The 17,915-nt window shown below is 67.0% G+C and carries 20 protein-coding genes and 2 pseudogenes; 10 read left to right on the top strand and 12 right to left on the bottom strand.

Annotated features, from left to right (window positions below):
• Positions 1–582: 582 nt before the first annotated feature.
• From ACWDRB_RS62220 to ACWDRB_RS62230, 3 genes are all read right to left on the bottom strand, one after another.
• Positions 583–1,263: a TenA family protein gene (locus ACWDRB_RS62220; RefSeq protein WP_449911341.1), complete on the bottom strand. Its 681-nt coding sequence runs from the start codon at positions 1,261–1,263 to the stop codon at positions 583–585.
• Positions 1,264–1,280: 17 nt separating this feature from the next.
• Positions 1,281–1,487 (bottom strand): bifunctional hydroxymethylpyrimidine kinase/phosphomethylpyrimidine kinase, encoded by a 207-nt coding sequence (locus ACWDRB_RS62225; protein ID WP_449911343.1) that lies wholly within the window; start codon positions 1,485–1,487, stop codon positions 1,281–1,283.
• 268 nt (positions 1,488–1,755) lie between these two features.
• Complete coding sequence (locus tag ACWDRB_RS62230) at positions 1,756–2,994, bottom strand: MFS transporter (protein ID WP_449911345.1); 1,239 nt, start codon at positions 2,992–2,994, stop codon at positions 1,756–1,758.
• Between the two features lie 562 nt (positions 2,995–3,556).
• On the opposite strand from ACWDRB_RS62230, the pseudogene ACWDRB_RS62235 reads away from it, so the two are divergent.
• Positions 3,557–3,682: pseudogene (locus ACWDRB_RS62235) on the top strand (helicase associated domain-containing protein); the annotation flags it as partial.
• A gap of 245 nt (positions 3,683–3,927) precedes the next feature.
• The gene (locus tag ACWDRB_RS62240) at positions 3,928–4,653 is read left to right on the top strand and encodes a C40 family peptidase (protein ID WP_449911347.1); all 726 of its coding nucleotides are present in this window, start codon (positions 3,928–3,930) and stop codon (positions 4,651–4,653) included.
• 771 nt (positions 4,654–5,424) lie between these two features.
• On the opposite strand, the gene ACWDRB_RS62245 is transcribed toward ACWDRB_RS62240, so the two are convergent.
• Positions 5,425–5,739 (bottom strand): hypothetical protein, encoded by a 315-nt coding sequence (locus ACWDRB_RS62245; RefSeq protein ID WP_449911349.1) that lies wholly within the window; start codon positions 5,737–5,739, stop codon positions 5,425–5,427.
• A 95-nt stretch (positions 5,740–5,834) separates the two neighbouring features.
• On the opposite strand from ACWDRB_RS62245, the gene ACWDRB_RS62250 reads away from it, so the two are divergent.
• A complete protein-coding gene (locus ACWDRB_RS62250) occupies positions 5,835–6,293 on the top strand; it encodes a hypothetical protein (protein ID WP_449911351.1) in 459 nt (152 codons plus the stop codon).
• Entirely contained in the window at positions 6,290–6,676 is a 387-nt protein-coding gene (locus ACWDRB_RS62255; RefSeq protein ID WP_449911354.1) for a hypothetical protein, read from the top strand. The genes ACWDRB_RS62250 and ACWDRB_RS62255 overlap by 4 nt, the downstream gene beginning before the upstream one ends.
• A gap of 9 nt (positions 6,677–6,685) precedes the next feature.
• Here the strand turns inward: ACWDRB_RS62255 and ACWDRB_RS62260 are convergent, their stop codons facing one another.
• Entirely contained in the window at positions 6,686–7,054 is a 369-nt protein-coding gene (locus tag ACWDRB_RS62260; RefSeq protein WP_449911355.1) for a hypothetical protein, read from the bottom strand.
• A 610-nt stretch (positions 7,055–7,664) separates the two neighbouring features.
• Positions 7,665–8,560, bottom strand: a protein-coding gene (locus ACWDRB_RS62265; protein WP_449911436.1) for an IS5 family transposase whose coding sequence is annotated in 2 segments (ribosomal slippage) — positions 7,665–8,210 and positions 8,213–8,560 — 894 coding nt in all. Because the reading frame shifts where the segments join, the coding sequence is not laid out codon by codon here.
• A 175-nt stretch (positions 8,561–8,735) separates the two neighbouring features.
• Between ACWDRB_RS62265 and ACWDRB_RS62270 the strand changes: the two genes are divergently transcribed.
• Positions 8,736–8,993, top strand: a complete 258-nt coding sequence (locus ACWDRB_RS62270; RefSeq protein WP_449911357.1) for a hypothetical protein — start codon at positions 8,736–8,738, stop codon at positions 8,991–8,993.
• A 248-nt stretch (positions 8,994–9,241) separates the two neighbouring features.
• Here the strand turns inward: ACWDRB_RS62270 and ACWDRB_RS62275 are convergent, their stop codons facing one another.
• Positions 9,242–9,505, bottom strand: a complete 264-nt coding sequence (locus ACWDRB_RS62275) for a hypothetical protein (protein ID WP_449911358.1) — start codon at positions 9,503–9,505, stop codon at positions 9,242–9,244.
• A gap of 302 nt (positions 9,506–9,807) precedes the next feature.
• Positions 9,808–10,524 carry a TetR/AcrR family transcriptional regulator gene (locus ACWDRB_RS62280; RefSeq protein WP_449911359.1) on the bottom strand — a complete coding sequence of 239 codons (717 nt, stop codon included), beginning with the start codon at positions 10,522–10,524 and terminating at the stop codon, positions 9,808–9,810.
• 170 nt (positions 10,525–10,694) lie between these two features.
• Here ACWDRB_RS62280 and ACWDRB_RS62285 point away from each other — a divergent pair, with 170 nt between their 5' ends.
• Both ACWDRB_RS62285 and ACWDRB_RS62290 read left to right on the top strand, forming a co-directional pair.
• Positions 10,695–12,122 (top strand): MFS transporter, encoded by a 1,428-nt coding sequence (locus ACWDRB_RS62285; RefSeq protein WP_449911361.1) that lies wholly within the window; start codon positions 10,695–10,697, stop codon positions 12,120–12,122.
• 333 nt (positions 12,123–12,455) lie between these two features.
• Positions 12,456–13,565, top strand: a pseudogene (locus ACWDRB_RS62290) (IS701 family transposase); the annotation flags it as partial.
• A gap of 54 nt (positions 13,566–13,619) precedes the next feature.
• Here ACWDRB_RS62290 and ACWDRB_RS62295 read toward each other — a convergent pair.
• Complete coding sequence (locus ACWDRB_RS62295; RefSeq protein WP_449911363.1) at positions 13,620–13,982, bottom strand: ArsR/SmtB family transcription factor; 363 nt, start codon at positions 13,980–13,982, stop codon at positions 13,620–13,622.
• Between the two features lie 76 nt (positions 13,983–14,058).
• Here ACWDRB_RS62295 and ACWDRB_RS62300 point away from each other — a divergent pair, with 76 nt between their 5' ends.
• Entirely contained in the window at positions 14,059–15,048 is a 990-nt protein-coding gene (locus ACWDRB_RS62300; RefSeq protein ID WP_449911365.1) for a quinone oxidoreductase family protein, read from the top strand.
• 521 nt (positions 15,049–15,569) lie between these two features.
• Here ACWDRB_RS62300 and ACWDRB_RS62305 read toward each other — a convergent pair.
• Positions 15,570–16,187, bottom strand: a complete 618-nt coding sequence (locus ACWDRB_RS62305; RefSeq protein WP_449911442.1) for a hypothetical protein — start codon at positions 16,185–16,187, stop codon at positions 15,570–15,572.
• Here ACWDRB_RS62305 and ACWDRB_RS62310 point away from each other — a divergent pair.
• Positions 16,086–16,409: a group II intron maturase-specific domain-containing protein gene (locus ACWDRB_RS62310; RefSeq protein ID WP_449911438.1), complete on the top strand. Its 324-nt coding sequence runs from the start codon at positions 16,086–16,088 to the stop codon at positions 16,407–16,409. The two genes, ACWDRB_RS62305 and ACWDRB_RS62310, sit on opposite strands and share 102 nt — an antisense overlap.
• A complete protein-coding gene (locus ACWDRB_RS62315) occupies positions 16,370–16,957 on the top strand; it encodes a Tn3 family transposase (RefSeq protein WP_449911367.1) in 588 nt (195 codons plus the stop codon). Before ACWDRB_RS62310 ends, ACWDRB_RS62315 begins: the two co-directional genes overlap by 40 nt.
• 36 nt (positions 16,958–16,993) lie before the next feature.
• On the opposite strand, the gene ACWDRB_RS62320 is transcribed toward ACWDRB_RS62315, so the two are convergent.
• Together ACWDRB_RS62320 and ACWDRB_RS62325 are read right to left on the bottom strand one after the other, a co-directional pair.
• Positions 16,994–17,461 carry a YdeI/OmpD-associated family protein gene (locus tag ACWDRB_RS62320; protein ID WP_449911369.1) on the bottom strand — a complete coding sequence of 156 codons (468 nt, stop codon included), beginning with the start codon at positions 17,459–17,461 and terminating at the stop codon, positions 16,994–16,996.
• 40 nt (positions 17,462–17,501) lie between these two features.
• Positions 17,502–17,903, bottom strand: a complete 402-nt coding sequence (locus ACWDRB_RS62325) for a heavy metal-responsive transcriptional regulator (protein ID WP_449911371.1) — start codon at positions 17,901–17,903, stop codon at positions 17,502–17,504.
• Between the last annotated feature and the right edge of the window lie 12 nt (positions 17,904–17,915).

Consider the following 17,915-nt stretch of genomic DNA (forward strand, 5'->3'; position numbering starts at 1 on the left):
AGTTCTACCTGCTGACTCGCGGCGTCCTCCAGCCACTTGATGATCCTCTTAGTGGTCGAGCCAGGGTCGAGCCATACGGGACGGGTTTGTGCGGCAGCTACGCGCATCGGCTACTCCTCGACAGTTGATGATGCATTCCACTCGCTCAGCTCGAAAACGACGAGACCGAGTCCGCTTGGAAGGTGGGTCGGACATCTGCTGAGCGGCAGCCTGACTCTGATCGTGGCTGAACCAACCCCAAAACACCAGTAACTCTATTCGCGGCACCCGTTAAGCAATACTTTCTGACCTGCAAGAGGCATTCAGGGATCCTTGCTCGTTGAGGCCCTGTAGCCTGCTGAAGGCATCGGCCGTCACTCTGCAAGCCCTGCCAGCCCCGCCTTGGCCAACCGCAAATCGACCCCACGATCAGGAAAGGACCCCGCAGGCTTATGGAACCCCGCCCAGCCAGCGCGACCGCCGGGCCGCCGTGCTGATCACAGCACGCAATTAACCTTCAGCCGGACCGTTCAACCGACTACGCCAAGATCAGAAAAGATCGAGGCTAGAGTTATTTCTGCATAGCATTAAAGGCGAGGAACATTAGGCCACCCATTGGCGGGTGGGCCAAGTTTCGAGCCGCCATGCGCTGTCCCAGAACATCCATTCGTATTCGGTCGCTCGGAAGAATGCCTCCATCATGCATTCGTACGTCGCGGCGTCGGCGAGGGCAGCCAGTCGGTCGACGATAGCCTTCGCCTGATCGACCGAGGCGGCGAAGGCGGGATCGGAGTATGCGGCGATCCACGCCTGATACGGATGTTCACGCCGTCCCACCGTGCGCTCCAGGAATGCCGTCCCGACGTCCTGATACACCCAGAAACACGGCAGTGCGGCGGCGGCGATCACGGGCAGCGGGGCGGTGAGCGCAGTGGCCTGAAGGAAGGACGCGTACGCCAGACAGGTGGGTGAGGTGGCGATGTTCGCCATCTCATCGATTTGCAACCCGAATTCTTCGACATAGCGGCTGTGCAGGGCTCGTTCGACCGTCAGCGCTGTATGGGCGGCCTGGGCGAAGAAGGCGGCCTCGGCCGTGTCCTGAGCGCGTACCGATGCCGTCGCCAGCGTGTTGGCGTACGCCACCAGATATCGGCCATCCTGAACGAGATAGAAGACAAAACGGTTCCTGTCGAGGCTGCCGTTGCCGAGCGCGGCGTTGAACGGATGGTTGCGGATCGCGTCGAGCAGCTTGGCTGCGCGCGTCCAGACTTGGTCGCAGAACATACGTCTCTTTCGTGTTACTAGAGCGCGTGAAAATGATGTACGGGGCCATGTCCGCCCCCGATGTGCAAAGTGTCAGCGGCCTGCAGCGCGCCGGTCAGGTATTCCTTGGCCGCTCGCACGGCACCGAGCCAGTCCCCGTGACGCACGCGCAGTGCCGCGATCGCCGAGGACAAGGTGCAGCCGGTGCTGTGGGTATGGCGGGTTGCGATGCGCGGGACGGCCATATCAACCAGGCAGTCACCTCCACAGCACGATAGCCGAGACGCCGGGGCCGTCCAGAATCTCGCACCAGTCCTTGCGGTGTGCTTTCAACGGAGCTTGCCGGCAATGGCGCTAGGGGCCTACACGGCAGATGTGGGCCCCTAGCTACTCCTGTGCATACTGGGGTTATCTACTGCTCCTTAGTCCGCATGACGGCTTCCCCTCCCTTCGCCTACCCGTCGCGTGAATCGACGGCCTTGACGGCGCGTCGGCCTGGTATGTGCGCAGGTGCTAGTGCGGCTGTCCATGGGCAGTTGTCGAAACCGCCCCCTCCGTCGGACCGGGAAGCGTCGCCGTCCCGCGCCGGGCTGTCGTCCACGCCCACGCCGGGTAGGTGCCGCACACGATCCCGGCCAGTCCGGCGAGCGCGACGGTCAGGACCGGCCCGAACCACGTCGCTGTCACACCGGCCGCCAGGATGCCCAATCCCTGCACCGTGATCAGCCCAGAGGACAGCACTCCCATCCCCTGAGCGCGAGAATGATCGGGAAGGATCTGCACGAACAACGCGCCCACCTGCATCTGGCAGCAGATCGAAAAAGCGCCTGACAGCCCGAACAGCACCGCCGAGACGGCCATATCGGGGCGGAATGCGCACAGCATCAACGGCACACCGGTCAACAGCGCCAGCACGCCAACCGCCACGCTACGCACCGCCTCCGGCACGTACCGACCGAAGATGAAGGCGCCGATCACACAACCCACCGGATCGGCTGCCATGATCACACCGACCGCCACCGCGGAGCCGTCGGTCAACGCATCCGCGTACGGGGCGGCCAGCCCCTCCGGCATGATGTAGAAGCCGGCCAGCCAGCTCAGAGCCGTCAGCGACCGCAGGCGCGGATCCCGCCACACCGCCGCCAGGCCGAAACCGCCCGCCAGCATCCGGCGCGCTGCCCGACCACCTGCCGCAGCCGGTCGGTGCCGCACGCCGAACCGCACCAGCAGGGCCGACATCGCGAACGTCACGGCGTCGAGGATCAACCCTGTTGCGGGGGCGAGCCCCTGGGCCAGCAGGCCGCCGCCGAGAAAGCCAGCGATCTGGGCCGACTGGATGGTGATCTGCCGGATGGACAGGCCCAGCACGTACTGCTTGCCCTTGAGCACATCGGCCAGCAGGGCCAGCTGCGCGGCCTTGAACGGCCCGCTCAGCGCCGTCATGGCCGCCAACAGCACGCCCAGCACCGGCAGCGGCACACCCGGCAACGCCATCAACCCGACCAGTATTGCACGCAGCAGGTCGACCACGAAGATGACCGCACGGCGGGGGTAGCGATCAGCGATCCAGCTGAGCGTGAGCCCGCCCACCAGAGAGGGAAGATAGGTGAGCGCGTATGTCAGCCCCGTCAACGCTGCCGAGTCGGTTCGCTGGTAGACCAAGACGGCGATCGCGACTCTGGCCACCTGGTCGCCAAGCTGGGAAAACAGCTCCGCCAGCCACAAAGCCCGGAACTCCCCCACCGCCAGCACAGCCGGAAATGTCACCCTGTGCACCAAAGGACCTGCCCTCATCTCACCTCCGACCTCGCCGTACGAGCCGGTCGCCGCGGCATCGACAGCCCTCAGACACGGCAGCCGCCCGGGCGGTCGTCATCCCCACCACAGCAGCCCTATTCGGCATCGATCACACCGAGGACACGGCAGTCATTCTGTCGAATGGCCCTGTCTTCCGGCTGTCTTGCTGTTGTCGCCTCTGTGGGCTGCGGCAAGACTGGAGATGACCGGTGGACACCTGATCTCCGGGGAATCGAGGTTCCCGGAAGAAAAGGTCTGCTGTATCGGTGCCATCCCCGGCGGGTTCGCTGGTCCTTTTGCTGCCCCAGCCAGGCACTGGTGGCTTGTCCCGATGTGCGGCACGCCGGGGTCCCAGCCGTCCAGTTTGGCTTGCTAGGTGCTTGCGAACAGCTCGATTTAGGTGTGCCCGCCAGCATGGACCGAACACCTGATAGATCCCTGCAGGAGAAACGGTTAGTCGTCATTGGCAGCGACGCCCACAAGCACACTGAGGTTCCCCCAGTAGCACGGACACCTTGACGTGACGCCTGATCATGTGGAGGACGGTGTCCGCCTGGGCCAGTGGATCAAGAACCTGCGCAAGCGAGCCGACCGGCTTACCGCCGCGCAGCGGCGGCTCCTGGACGACCTCGGGATGAGCTGAAACCCGCGGCAGGACGCCTGGCAGCGCATGACCTGGGCACACTAGTGGCCCATCAGCCGCCACGACCCCAACGCAGCAGACATGGTGGTGGGATGCCGGGGTGCTCAAGGCCATCCCTGAACTCGCCGGACTGCCGCAGCCCAACGTGCGCCGCTCGCATCCGCCGCGGGAGGTTCGGCGCGAAATCGGGGTGGCGGGGGCTGTCTTTTAGAGTGTGGATGTTGCCTGGGTCGTTTGAGTTTTGGGTGGCAATCTGGCACCTGGTACGGGACACGGTGGCGGCGCTGCCGCTGGTGCAGCTCGCCGCGCACCGCGACCGCCGCCTTCCTCGGCGGGCCCGCCCCACCGGCCCCTCCTGGCCTGCTCGACATCCCCGCTGGAACGCGCTGCCTGCGTGGACGGCCGCCCAGGCCATCCAGCGCTCCGCCTTCCCCGACGGCTCCAACTACCGGCGCTGGCACACCTTCGCCACTCGCCTGGCCGCCACCCTGGCCACCAGCTCCAACGCCATCCCGCTCAACTGCCCCTCCCCCACCTCCCCCGACTCCGCAGCATCTGTCCCGGGCGACATCCCGCCACAGGCACGCACCGCCATCGCCTGGGCGCTCAAGCAGCTCGGCACGCCCTACGTCTGGGGCGGCCGCTGCGAAGACCCGCGCTTGCAGCCCAGTGACCCCCAACGGCAGAACTGCGACTGCAGCAGCTTGACCATGCAGGCCTTCCGGCAGGCGGGTGTCATCCTGCCCCGTACCTCCCAAGAGCAGGTCCGCGTCGGAACTCCCGTCCGCACCGACCAAGCCCGCACCGGCGATCTCATCTTTTCCCAGCCCACCACGACCGGGCCCGGCCACGTCGCCATGATCATCGGCAACGGCCAGGTCGTCTCCGCGCCCGGCAGGGGCAAGGTCGTCCGCCTCGTCCCATGGCGGGCCTACATTCCGCTCGTGACGGCCGTGCGGCGGGTGGTCTGACCCGGCCCGGTCAGGCCGCCTCCAGAATGCTCCCAGGCGATACCGCCACGGGGCGGGCCCAGACGGCGGCGCATCCGCCCGGGGCGGCGGCCTGCCGCCGCGGATCGGTGCTGGCCTCGGACGGCGCTCCGGTCCGGCACGCCGACCGGGCACCTTCCAGCACACCGCCGAGGTCAACGCTCCCGCCGTTGCCGGTCGACGACTCACGCGGCACGGACGCGGCGCGATGGCCCCCAGGCCGGTCCGCACGGCATGCCGTCCCGCTGCCGCCCTCCGGGCCCAGGCGCGCTGGGCGCCTGGACGGCTCCTCGGGTCATCGCACCACGCCATATTCACGGCACAACGGCCAGGCATGCCGCCAGGATGAATATTGACATTCAGTCATGATGTTTGTCGGAGAGCATTTGAACCTGCCATCCTGACTCACCGTAAAGATGGTAGTAAATGTTGCGATGTGACGGGGTGACACCATGCCTGGCACCGACGAGCCGCAGCGGCCACCAAGACCCGGCCGCTATCCGTACGCGGCTCCGGACACGACCATCCATCGGGCACCGCCGGAGGTTGCCGACCGCCCGGCTCCGCAGCGCAGCACGGTCACGCCCGCTACCAAAGGCAAACATCGTCGCTCGGCCGCCCGCTTACGCGGGAATCTCCCACCCGACGACGCCCCGCCGGCTCCGCGACCGCACGACGGTCGCTGGCGGCGGGCGGGCGTGCCAGCGGCGGCCTCACCGCCCTGACCCTCCTGTTCGCCCCGTTCCCCAGCTCTCAGCAGGCATCGACCGCGGCCGCCCAGCCCGAGCCGGCCGAGCTTAAGCCGGCGAAGCTCGACCCGCGCAGGTCCGGCTCCCCGCCACCGCCCCGGCAGACGACAGAAGGCAGCTCGACACCGCTCCCGCAGGCCACGGCCACGTCCACCCGCACCCGCGATCCAGCCGAGCGCCGCTCCACGCCAACGCCTGGCACCCACCGCCTGAGCAGGCGCGCCATGACCAGCGCGGTGACGCCCGACGCCACCGCGTCACCGAGCCGCTCCCCCGACGACCAGACCGAGCCCTCCAGACCGGCGACGCTGCCCGCCACTCGCGACGCGCGGTTGCCTCGACCCGCCCCACCCATGGCGCATCTGGCCCCCCGCGACGCTCGACCTTGGCGCAGCGCGCACCGGGGCCTTCACTGTGAACATCGCGCCCGGAACCGGCATCTGGTCGGCATCCGATGCCGGGCCCTGGGTGCGCATCGCCCGGGACGGCACCGTCCACGTCGACGCACCGCCCGCCGAGCCCGGCTGCTCGGGAGCACCCCGTCGCGCCAGCGAGACAGTGATCATCTCCTGGAGCGGCCGCAACGTCGGCGACGGCGTGCACACCAGCGGAACCAGCCGTGCCATCGGCGTTCTGACCCTCTCCGTCACCTGGAAGACGGCCCCAGACGAAGACCTCGTTCTGCCGGAGGACGGCAGCGGCTCATCGGGCGACTGCTATCCCACCTGGGCGGACCATCCGCGCACCCTGCGCCCGCAGGCCCGGCCACTGCGTCCATGGCGTGCCCCGGCACCCCAGCACCGGGCACCGCGCGCATCGCACCCGAACCCATCCGATCAGAAGACCCTCCCGAGGAGAAGCAGCACACCATGAAACGCCTCCGCTGCCTCCGCAAGCTCGGCTGGAACATCGCCTCGGCGGCCCTCGCGGCCGTCATCGGCTCCACCGGCCTGGCCAGCGCCGCCCCCATCGTCGTCGACCCGGCCGATGCAGCCGCCTGCGCCCAGCGCTACGCCCGCGGTACCCAGGCCTACCAGCAGTGCCTCGACACCCGCACCGCCTACCGAAACCGTGGCGGCCAAGTCTCCAGCAACCCACCCGGTGCCCCCACGATCTCCGCCACCAGCACCGAAACCAACGACTCACCTGCCGCATACTTCTTCTGTCTCGATCCGAGCCTCACCGTACGCCTCCACCACTCCGATCAAGGGTTGCACCACGACCAACACCCTCGTGTGCCTCTGGAAGGCCAATGACGGCAAATATCACTGCATCGACAGCAACGGCGTAGCCGCCGACCCTCCCCGCGGGATCTGCCGGGCCAATCCGCACTTCGCCTGCAAGGACGAGGCCACCACAATCCCCCCGGCCACCGCGACCGCCGCTCCCGCGAACCCGACACCCCGCGACCAGCCGCCGACCGTCGCTCCGACCAATCTGGCCACCTTGCCGAGCACACCTGCCCCCACGACATCGCTCACCCCGGCTCCTGACATCTCAGCCACGAACCCGGTGACCCCTTCGGCCACCCCGTCGACCTCACCCTCAACCTCACCCTCGACCACGCCCTCGTCGTCGGCTTCCGCCACTGCTACCGCCATCGCGGCCGGCGACCCGGTCGGCCAGGCACTCACCGAAGCCCGCACCCACGGCCTCCGCATCTGGCTGGAAAGCGATCTCGTCAAGGCTTGGCGGGAGCGGCGAGACGAACAGGCAGCGTGCACCATCGAAGAGGGCGACACGGAAGGCGGATGCGACACGCTCCGCGCGGCGGCGCAACAGCTCGCCCTGTACGCACGTAAGCCTGGAGTCGCCGGCGTCAAGATCGCGTTCGACCTTGGACTGCGGGATGATTTCGCGAGCGCCGACGAGATCGTTCGCTTCGTCACCGAGACGTCGCAGATCTTGCGCCCCCTGCTTTCCTCACGACAACGCATCGCCATCGACGTCGTCATCCCCGAACTTGGGTGCGGCAGCAATAAGGCATGCCGGAAGGCCATGCGCCGCGAGCACCCTCTGATCACGCTCGCCAATGTCGAGAAGTACGTCCTCAACGGCCGCATCGACGCGATCAACGTCTCCACCGGAATCCCCACCAAGGACTACACCGACCGCTACAAGATCCAGACCTCTACCGTGATCAACAACGTGTGGACGACGATCCGGCGACGAGGGTGGAAGAGCAAGAATCCCGATCTCTACATCGGCGCCCGGGAGATTGCCCTAGAGGGAGTGTCCCGTGGATCATTGGACCGGGTCGCGGAGCCAGATCCTGATCGAGACGACGTCGACGGTGCCCTGGTAGATACGCTCACGCTTGTCGGTGCGAAGGGCCACTGCACGGTAGCCCTTCATCTTATTGATGCACCGCTCGGCGGTGTTGCGCTCCTTGTACCGCTCGGCGTCGAACCCGGGCGGTCGCCCACCCCTACTGCCTCGCTTGAGGCGGTTGGCCTGCTGATCCTTCTTGATCGGGATGACCGCCTTGATGCCGCGTCGGCGCAGGTAGGCACGGTTGGCGCGAGAGGAGTAGGCCTTGTCGGCCAGCACACGCCCGGGCCGCTTACGCGGGCGGCCCAGCCCGCGGCGTGGGATGCGCACACCCTCCAGCACGCGCCGGAAGTACGGGCTGTCGCCATGCTGGCCGGGGCTGATGATCCGGGCGATCGGACGGCAACGCCGGTCGGCGGCCAGGTGCACCTTCGTGCTCAACTCGCCACGCGAACGGCCCAGTGCTTCCCGCCCCTTAGCCGGTTTGTGATCTACGCCGTCCCCTTTGACGGGAAATCGGCCGGCGGCCGGTGGCGGGCTCCGGCGGCATGCTGATGGGCACGCACCACGGTGGAGTCCACGCTCACCGTCCAGTCCTCGCCTTCGGCCTCGTCACATCCGGCCCGCAGCCCGTCCAGGATCTTCTCCCAGGTGCCGTCCATCGACCAGCGGCGATGCCGGTTATCAACGGTCTTCCAGTTCCCGTAGCAGAGCGGCAGGTCACGCCAGGCGATGTTGGTCCGGACCCGGAAGAAGACCCCGTTGATCACCGTCCGGTGATCCGCCCACCGGCCGCCCTGCCTCGGGTTGGCCGGCAGCAGAGGGGCCAGCCGTTCCCACTCGGCATCAGTCAGATCATGACGATTCAGGCGATCTTCCACCGGACTGATCTACACCAACCCGCCACTAAAGATCCACGGGACACGCCCTAGCCCACTCCAAGGCACGCAACCCGCTCACCCCCGACCAGGCCACAAGCCTGCTCAAGGAGTACATCGACATCCCCCTGGGCGGCGGCGACGAACAGAGACCACCACCAACACGATGCTGCCCGCCGCCGTCGACCACGTCATCTTGTGGACCTGGCGGCAGCAGTTCAAAGGCACGGACGGACGTAAGCGGATCTGGCGCCTGACCGACGCCGGTGGCAAGACCAACGCGATCTGGGACGCCCTGAGCAAGCGCAACAAGCTTCGCCCAGTAGGCATCGCCTACAACCCGCGCGACTTCGAGACCAGCGTTGCCGACGACGTGGCCGACATCGCCGAAGTCGCTTCGTCGATCTTCGTGTTCGTTCTGTAGCCACAACCTGCCGACAAGGGGAGGCAGCGGTAGCCGCGGCGGAGCATCACCACCGCGGCCCTCCTTGCCCCTCACACAGGACGTCAGGGCCGCAGGCTTGGCCGCACCTACCTCCCAAGGTGTACGGCCAGGTCGGCGGCCCTGCCGTGCACTATCTCTCCCACATTCTCAGTTCGCATGCCAAAGGGGGTGCGAACGACTCACCCGACTGCGGTTCAACCACCAACGCTAAACGCCGAGGGATACGGTCAGATGCCAAGGGCTGAACCTCCTGCCGTACACGCGTCTACTGCCATCCCTGTGTGGCGGGCGACCTCATCCCGGTCTCGGATTAACGGAGCGGGCCGGACGTCGAACAGCCATCCCGGCTCATCTCGCAGCACTGCCAGGAAGTCGGGGACACGCTCGCGCAAGCCGTCGCCGGTCCCGAACCGCAGGCGAAACGGCTGCGGCAGCACCTCGGTCACGGAGCCAGCGAAATCCAACGCCAGCAGCAGCCGCTGTTCTTCCAACGATTCAAACCCGTGCAAGCGGCCTGTACGACGGCACGGCAGACGACCCGGCGTAAACGTTAGAGAGGACAAGGCAGACGAGCTTGAAGGGGCGCCGCGCAGGGTATCGGCGTTAGTACGGTCCGCGCGGCCACCGAGGAGAAACTCGACGGAAACCGGTCTGGTAGTCAATGTCTCGAGTAAATCGTTCAGGCCCGACAGCGGGTGATCTCCTGCGTCCGCCCTGAGGTCGCCGCGTGGCGCGTGGTCGGAAAGCCCTGCCCAACCGCTGCGGAACCGTGGTTCATATCACTGTGATCGCGCTACGCGACCTTGATGGGTGAGACGCCTAGCATCCTGGTTAGGTCGAGCATTTCCGCGCGGAAAAGCTTCCCCGGATCCTCTATCTGCAGCCGGAGATGGCCGTTGATCTCCAGCGCCACCAGGCCGTGCATTCGACCCCATGTGCGCAGCGCCAGCGCCACTGCCGCGGGCGGCAGGTCGGGAAACAGTTCCCGCACCCTGGTGCTGTAGGCCACTCCAAAGTCCGGCCAGCCATACGGCTCGGCCTCTGGATGGTCGGCAACGGGCCAGCCCATCTCCACCAGCGTCAGCAGCACGGCGCACGCCCGTTCCTCGGCTTCCTGAATCGGGCCGTCCTCCGGCGCCTGATACCCGGCGACCGTGTCGCCGTAGATGAGCCGGAACTCCTCGGGATGAGTAATGGCCCATTGCCGATAGGCCTCGGTCACAGCCAGGATGCGGCGTACCGGGTCGGATACAGGTGCGCTGCCGCTCGCTGCCTCCATGACGTCGGCCAGCGACGCGTACGAGTCTGCGATCAGGGCCGTGATCAGGTCGTCCCGGGTGTCAAAGTATCGGTAGATCGCCCCGGCCGTCATGCCCATCTCCCGGGCGATGCCGCGCAATGACACCGCGTCCGCGCCGTTGGCGGTCAGGTGCTTCAGAGCTATCGACTTGATCTCCGAACTTGTCTCCGCCCGAACGCGGTCCCGCCGTCGCGGCGTCGCTCCTTCCATAGTTGCACTTTACCCTGCACGATAGTGCATGATAGTGCACGCCATTCACAAAGTGAACAGCGTGTACTATCATGTGCTGGGGCTCGCACCCGAGGCAGCCGCGATTGCCCCCTCTGCCTCGAACGCATCCATCGCGCGGACAGCCTTAAATGACGAGGAGACTCTTAGTGATGATCACTTCCGATAAGCCCACATCAAGCAGGTCTGGTCTCCGGCTTGTACTCCTGTCGTCGGCGCAGTTCGTAATCGCCATCGACTACAACAACGTGTATGTCGCGCTGCCGGACATAGGCCGTGCGCTTGGCTTCTCTGATCAATCGTTGCAGTGGGTGGTCAGCGCGTATGCGGTCGCGTTCGGCGGTCTGCTGCTGCTGGGTGGTCGCGCCGCCGATCGCTTGGGTGCACGACGCATGTTCATCACCGCGCTGCTGATCTTCGGCATCTCATCGCTGGTGGGCGGCCTCGCCACCACCCAGGAGGTACTGGTTTTGGCCCGCGTCGTTCAAGGTATCGGCGGTGCCCTTCTCTTCCCGGCCGTGCTGACGCTGATCGTGACGCGCTTCCCCCAAGGCAAAGAGCGCAACCGTGCCCTATCGGTTTGGGGTTCCACGGGTAGTGGCGGGCTAGCCGCCGGCGCCCTGCTGGGCGGTGTGATCACACATGGCCTGGGCTGGGAGTGGGTCTTCTTCATCGTCGTTCCCATCACGGCCGTCGCCGCGATCGTCGCGCCGAGACTCATCGCACCCGACGCCGCGGTCGCCACGAGCGGCAGCTTTGACCTGCCTGGCGCGCTGGTGGTCACAGCCGGTGTCTCATTGATTGTGTTCGGCCTTGTCAGCGGCCCCGAGATGGGTTGGGACTCGATCCGTACCTGGGGTGCGATCGCGCTCGGCGTGGTGCTGGTTCTTACGTTCTTCGTCATCGAGCGCACCGCGAAAGACCCGTTGGCACCAGTCCTACTGCTCCGCAACCGGAGTCTGGTGACCGCTATGGCTGTCGCCTTCCTGCACCACGCGGCCCTGAGCTCCGGCTATTTCATCTTCACCATCTATATGCAGAACGAGTTGCACTACAACGCACTGGAGGCGGGCCTGGCCTTCCTCCCACTGGGCGTGTTCGCGATGATCGCCGGTGGCAAAGTCGCGTCGACCATACTCAACAAGGCGGGCGTCAGAAGCGGCCTCGCTATCGGTATGGGCATCTACGCGGTCGGCCTGGGAGCCTTGGTGGCGGGCATGAGCGCAGGCGGATCGTACTGGGCCGCGCTGCCGGGCGTGGTTCTCTACGGGTTCGGTGGTGGTCTGGCGTTCACGGCCATTTTCGTAGCCGCGTCGTCCGGGGTTGACGCGAGCCAGCAGGGAGTCGCATCTGCCTTGGCGTCCACTTCGCTACAGATCGGCGCAGCTGTCGGCCTGGCGATCATCCTGGTGATTGCGAATGCAGGATCGAATTTCTTGCACGGTACGAAAGTCGCGGGCTACGTCGCTGCGGCAGCCGCGGTGCTCGGTGGCCTCCTGGCTCTTACGCTAAAGAGGTCCGCACCCGCGCGCGCCGAGGAATCACTCGATACGCCTGAGGGCGCCGTCGAAGGAGCTTGAGCCCGATGCGCCGCGGCCTGCTACGGTCCCTGCCGTAGCAGGCGCGCGCCTTCGGACAGCTCGGCAGGTCATTGGTAGCGGCGAATGTCAGCCGCAGACAGGCGCGGGGCAGTTCGGTGACGAAGTAGCTGCGGCCGGACCGACGCTGATCGCGACGCCGTTCCGGCGAGCGGCGAGTTCGGCTACGGCATCGTCGATGCCAGCACCCTCGGGTGCAGCGCGCCAGGGGGCATGATCCCGCTGCACCGCAGGCCGCCGACGCGTTCCGCGAGCTGATCGAAATGGGCTAGTAGTGCTTTGTTAGTTTGGGATTTGGTGTGGGATGATCTTTGTGTGACTCCGGCTGAGCTGGCTGACGTTCGAGGCCGTCTTGAGGACTTCGCGGGTGAGGTGTTCACCTCTTTCTCGCGTCGGGAGCAGCGATCCAACGGCGGGCTTTACCTGCGTGGGCTGATGCTGGATGGGCGGCGCAAGTCGATGGTGCCAATGGCTGAGCGGCTGGGGGTGGATCACCAGCGGCTGCAGCAGTTCATCACCTCCTCCACCTGGGATCATGTGGCGGTGCGACGGCGTCTGGCACAGCGTGCGGTCAGTGTGGTGGCGCCGCAGGCGTGGGTGTTGGACGACACCGGGCACCTCAAGGACGGCGATGCCTCGCCCGGGGTGGCCCGGCAGTACACCGGGACCGCGGGAAAGGTGACCAACTGTCAGATCGCGGTCAGCGTGCACGCGGTCACCGACACCTGCTCGGCGGCGCTGGACTGGCGGCTGTTCCTGCCTGAGCGATGGGACGACGCGCTGGCCGAAGACAAAGCCGATGCAGAAGCGATCGCCCAGCGGCGGCGGCGCTGCGGCATCCCTGACGATCAGCGGCACCGTCCCAAGTGGCAGCAGGCGCTGGACATGCTGGATGAGCTGCCGGCCTGGGGGCATGTCCCGCCACTGGTGGTCACCGATGCCGGCTACGGCGATGTGACCGCACTACGACTCGGCCTGACCCTGCGCGGCCTGCCGTACGTGGTCGCCCTCAAGGGCACCACCAGCGCGTATCCCGCCGATGTCGTCCCTGAGACGGTGCCCTACTCCGGTAACGGCCGTCGTCCGGTGGCCAAGTACCGCAGCGCACCCTCCAGCCTGCGCGAGTTGGCCCTGGCCGCCGGACGAAGCAGTCTGCGCCGGGCGAGCTGGCGGCAGGGCACCAAGAAGAGCAAAGGCAACCCGACCGCCACGATGCGCTCACGCTTCATCGTCCTGCGCGTGCGGCCCGCCAACCGCGACATCGCCCGAGACAGCGACGGGCATCTGCCCGAATGCTGGCTCCTGGCCGAATGGCCACCCGGCGAGCCGGAGCCCACCGACTACTGGCTGTCCACCCTTCCATCAGACATCCGGCTGCGGGAACTGGTCCGCCTGGCGAAGATCCGCTGGCGGATCGAGCACGACTAACGCGAACTCAGCCCGGGCGGCTGCCTCGGCTTCCCGACAGGAGAGAGTGTTTCACCGCTCCCGGGCACCGTCATCGAGGCGGGTAAGCCCGTCCTCGTAGGCGGTCACGATCTTGTCCAGGAGGCCGGGGAAGCGCCTTTCAAGATCTTCGTCGCGGAGCGCGGTCCACCGGCGGGTGCCGTCTTCTCGCTGGCGGATGACTCCGGACTCGCGCAGAACCCGGAAGTGGTGGGTAAGCGTGGAGGGGGCGACGTCCACGGGGAAAGTGCCGCAGGCACGTTCCGGTGACGCGCGTAGCGTCCGCACGATCGTCATCCGGGTGGGGTCGGACAGCGCGTGCAGGATGTCCAGCACATCGAACTCGTTTGACTCCGGATGGACGAGCGCCGCCCAACGACCCTTCGATCTCGGCATCCAATACCTCCTCCCTCTATCGCCATCATAACCGATGTACTATTTTCGACGTACTACGAACATCGAAGGAGTGCACATGGAAAAGCTGATCATGACCGAGCCGTCCCCGGGAGTGGACCGCACGGAGATCCGTAGGATGGAGGAGCCACGGCCGGGGCCCGGCGAGGTGACCATCGATGTGGCGTACGCCGGGATCAACTTCCTCGACGTAATGGCTCGTCGCGGCGATACAGGCTATGCCGACGCCTGGCCGTATGCGCCGGGCCTGGAAGTGTCCGGGACGGTCCGGGAGATCGGCCGCGACGTGACGGAGCTAGCCGTCGGACAGAGAGTGGCCGCGTTCACCGGGGGCGGTGGTCTCGCCGACGTGGCACTGGTGCGGGCCGGGCACGCCGTGCCGGTGCCAGACCAGGTCACCTCACTCATCGCGGCGGCTGCCCCTCTCATGCTCACGGCCGCGCTGCTCCTTCTCGAAGACGCCGCCGGCTTCCGGCCGGGCAAGACGGTGCTGGTGCATTCGGCCAGCGGCGGCATGGGCAACGCCATCGCCCAGTTGGTACCGCTGCTCGGCGGAGGGTCGCTCATCGGCACCGTGGGCCATCCCAACAAGGTCGACTCGGCGCTCACGAGCGGATACAAGGCAGCCTTCGCACGCGGGGAGGACCTGGCCGAGGCCATACTGGCGGCCACCGACGGCGCAGGAGTGGACATCGTGCTCGACCCGCTCGGCACCGCCCTGCTCGAACCCGATCTGGCGGTCACCGCACCCGGCGGGCGGATCGTGCTGTTCGGCAACGCCAGCGGCGACGGGCAGGCGCCGCTCCCCCCGGCCGGGCGGCTGATCGGCGGCAACCTCTCCATCGGCGGGTTCAGCATCAGGCGCCTGTGGGCCACCGCCCCCCACCGGGTCTCCGCCGGCCTGAGCCGCGTCCTCGACTTGCTCGCCAACGGGCGGCTAGACCTCCTGATCACGGAGGTCGGCTCACTCGCGGACGTACCCGCGGTCCACCAGCTGCTCGCCGAAGGCCGCGGCGAAGGCAAGTACGTCGTCCACCTCCAGAACTGAACGCACAACCAGGAGAGGGGCTGTCAAACCAGAAACTCCGCACAGCCGTGTACCGGGCGGGCACGTCGTGAATGTCTCGAACGAGCGCCGCGCCCATGTTCCTGCCGCCGGCGTCCCTGCTCCCACCGCCGGGCGTGGTGAACGCCCGTACGGATCTGGTCATCACGGACCGGGGCGGCGATGATGTTGCGAGCCCAGATCTGGCGGCGCGGTCGATGAGTTGGTGCCGCGGACGGTGGCGTGGCTCGTGCCGGTGGAGGCGGCCCGCACCGAGTCTGTCGCCGCGTCGCCGGCCAAGACGCCCGGCCACACCACGGCATCTGTTGACGCACACAGACGGGATTCGAGTCCGACGTGCTCGGCATCTCCTGAGCGAACCCTTCCGCAGCCGCGGTGCAGACCAACAGCGCTGTGTCTGCGACCGACTGGCCGCGGGGGTGACGACGGGAACAGAGCTCGGCTCGACGCAAAGACACATCGACATTCCTCTGAAGCGGGGTTCCGGGTGCTCGGGTTCCGGTTCAGGCGGTGGTCGGTGTCGGGGTGCCGGTCTCCTGGCCGAGAGGGGGCAGGGTGGGGTAGTCGGTGTAGCCGGTTTCGGTGCTGACGTACATCAGGTACTGGTCGCGGACCGGGTTGACGGGGGAGCTGGTGCGCAGGCGTTCAACCAGGTCGGGGTTGGCCAGGGAAGGACGGCCGAGGGCGATGAGGTCGGCTCCGGCGGACAGGAGCCGCTCGGCCTCCTGTTTGCCTCCGTCGGCGGGGATCTGATCGGCGGGCAGGATCGGGTTGGCGATGAGCGTGCCGGGCCAGTGCTTGCGAATATCCTGGTAGACGGGTTGGTCGGGGTCGGCGAAGGCGATGTGGAGGTAGGCCAGGTGGACGATGGCTTCGATTTCCTTGGATTCACCATCCGCAGGCAGCGGAAAAGAGGAACGCAGAAGTACTTCGTCTACACCTAACCGTCCAAGAAGGCGATCCAGTCGATCAAGGACAAGGTGAAGACGAAGCTGAACAGGTCCACCCTGCATCTGGATCTGGACAAGCTGCTGATCAGCCTGAACAGGATGATGCAGGGCTGGGCGAACTACTTCAGGTACGGGGTGGCGAAACAGGTGTTCCACGCGGTGGACGACCATGCTTGGCATCGCATCGCCAAGTGGATCCACCACAAGCACTCTCGGCTCAGTTGGAGCGAACTGCGCCGCCGGTTCTGTCGACCGGGAACCAGGATAATCGCCCATCACGGTGTCGAGTTCACCGGCGCATCCAGCGTCAAAGTGACCCGCTACCGCTATCGCGGGAGCATCATCCCGACTCCATGGACTCCGAGGCCGACAGCCATTGGAAGCGGTGGCTGACCAGCGAGAAAGGCACGTGGAGCGCCCGATTCCGAGAGATTGGCACGTCGGGTGCGGCGGGCGGGCCGGGGAAACGGACCAGCCGCGAGGTTGACACCGCTCCCCGGTCCGACCCGACCATCCTCACCTACGCGGTGGAGGAGCCATATCGGCGTGACATCAAGGGCATCCGTAACCTACAGGAATCCCGCCGCGCCCTGGCCGGGAAGATCTTTCACGGCCGCAAGGGCGAGGTCTACCAGCGCTACTACAAGGGCATGGAGGACCAGTTCGGCGCGCTGGGCCTGGTGCTCAATTGCGTCACGCTGTGGAACACCTTCTACAGCGACAAGGCTCTGAGCGCTCTGCGGGAGGCGGGCTACCTGTTCGCGGAGGAGGATGTCGCCCGCTTGTCGCCGTTCGGCCGCCGGCACATCAACGTGATCGGCACTACACCTTCGCGCTGCCCGATCTCGGCCCTGCCGGCGTGCGGGAGCTGCGCAACCCGGACGAGCCCGAATGGGACGACTGAACGCGGCTGTGAGGTTTCAGGACGCGCCGGTGAATGAACGTGAGGGTGTCATCGGCCACCCCGTCATGGAGACTCAGGTTCCCGGGCGCTGCTTGATTCCCGCCTCCAGCAGGCCGACCACCTTGGCGATCCGCTGCGCCCGCACCTCGGGCCGGCCCTTGGTGGCATCGATCCAGCGCAGATAGGCCCGCCGGTAGAACTGGGCGAGCGCGTCGAAGAAGGCACCCGCCGCCGGGCTGGCCTCCAGCGCCGCGGCGAGGTCCTCGGCGAGGTCGGCCCGCTGCGGGCCTTCCGGGGCGAGCACCACGCTCACCCGCGTACTCGGTTCCAGGCCGCAGCGTAGCCAGGCTGGGCCGAGCAGGAACCCGCGTTGCCCCTGGTGTTCGGTGATCGTCGCGCGGATGCCCATCCCGTTCAGCGTGCCGGTCACGTGATGGACCGGCTTGGGCGCCCAGACGGTGTCTGGGTCGAACGGCACGGGGACGAACAGGCGTCCGCGCCCACCTGGGCGGCTGTCGGTGGTGTAGTGCTGTTCCTGCACGCCTTCGATCCTGCCATGGTGCACCTGTGGGGCCGAGAGCTCAGGCGGGAGTGGTCAGGATGCGGCAGATCCCCTCAGGCCCGCACTCGGCGGGATCGACGTCTCGGGCCCGCTGGTGCAGGCCCTGCAGCGCGGTGCGGGTGGCCAGCAGCTCGGCGATGCGTTGCTCGACCTGCTCCAGGTGGGTCTCGATCAGCGTGCTGACGTGCCGGCAGGGCGGCTGCCCGGCGTCGCGGATGGCCAGCACGCCGCGGATCTCGGCCAGGGTGAGCCCGGCCGTTTGGGCGTCGCGGATGAAGGCGAGCCGCTCGCGGGCGGCGGGCGGGTAGTCGCGGTAGCCGGCGGAGGTGCGGGGCGGATCGGGCAGTAGCCCGGCCTGTTCGTAGAAGCGAATGGTCTTGGCGGTGACGCCGGCCCCCGCGGCGAGATCCCCGATGCGCATGTCCCCAGACTA

Source organism: Nonomuraea sp. NPDC003707, from assembly GCF_053587055.1.

Coding starts and splice junctions, on each gene's coding strand:
- ACWDRB_RS62220 (WP_449911341.1), bottom strand. CDS start 1,263: ATGTTCTGCGACCAAGTCTGGACGCGCGCAGCCAAGCTGCTCGACGCG.
- ACWDRB_RS62225 (WP_449911343.1), bottom strand. CDS start 1,487: ATGGCCGTCCCGCGCATCGCAACCCGCCATACCCACAGCACCGGCTGC.
- ACWDRB_RS62255 (WP_449911354.1), top strand. CDS start 6,290: ATGAAACGCCTCCGCTGCCTCCGCAAGCTCGGCTGGAACATCGCCTCG.
- ACWDRB_RS62270 (WP_449911357.1), top strand. CDS start 8,736: ATGCTGCCCGCCGCCGTCGACCACGTCATCTTGTGGACCTGGCGGCAG.
- ACWDRB_RS62280 (WP_449911359.1), bottom strand. CDS start 10,524: ATGGAAGGAGCGACGCCGCGACGGCGGGACCGCGTTCGGGCGGAGACA.
- ACWDRB_RS62285 (WP_449911361.1), top strand. CDS start 10,695: ATGATCACTTCCGATAAGCCCACATCAAGCAGGTCTGGTCTCCGGCTT.
- ACWDRB_RS62295 (WP_449911363.1), bottom strand. CDS start 13,982: ATGCCGAGATCGAAGGGTCGTTGGGCGGCGCTCGTCCATCCGGAGTCA.
- ACWDRB_RS62300 (WP_449911365.1), top strand. CDS start 14,059: ATGGAAAAGCTGATCATGACCGAGCCGTCCCCGGGAGTGGACCGCACG.
- ACWDRB_RS62305 (WP_449911442.1), bottom strand. CDS start 16,187: ATGGTCGTCCACCGCGTGGAACACCTGTTTCGCCACCCCGTACCTGAA.
- ACWDRB_RS62315 (WP_449911367.1), top strand. CDS start 16,370: ATGGACTCCGAGGCCGACAGCCATTGGAAGCGGTGGCTGACCAGCGAG.
- ACWDRB_RS62325 (WP_449911371.1), bottom strand. CDS start 17,903: ATGCGCATCGGGGATCTCGCCGCGGGGGCCGGCGTCACCGCCAAGACC.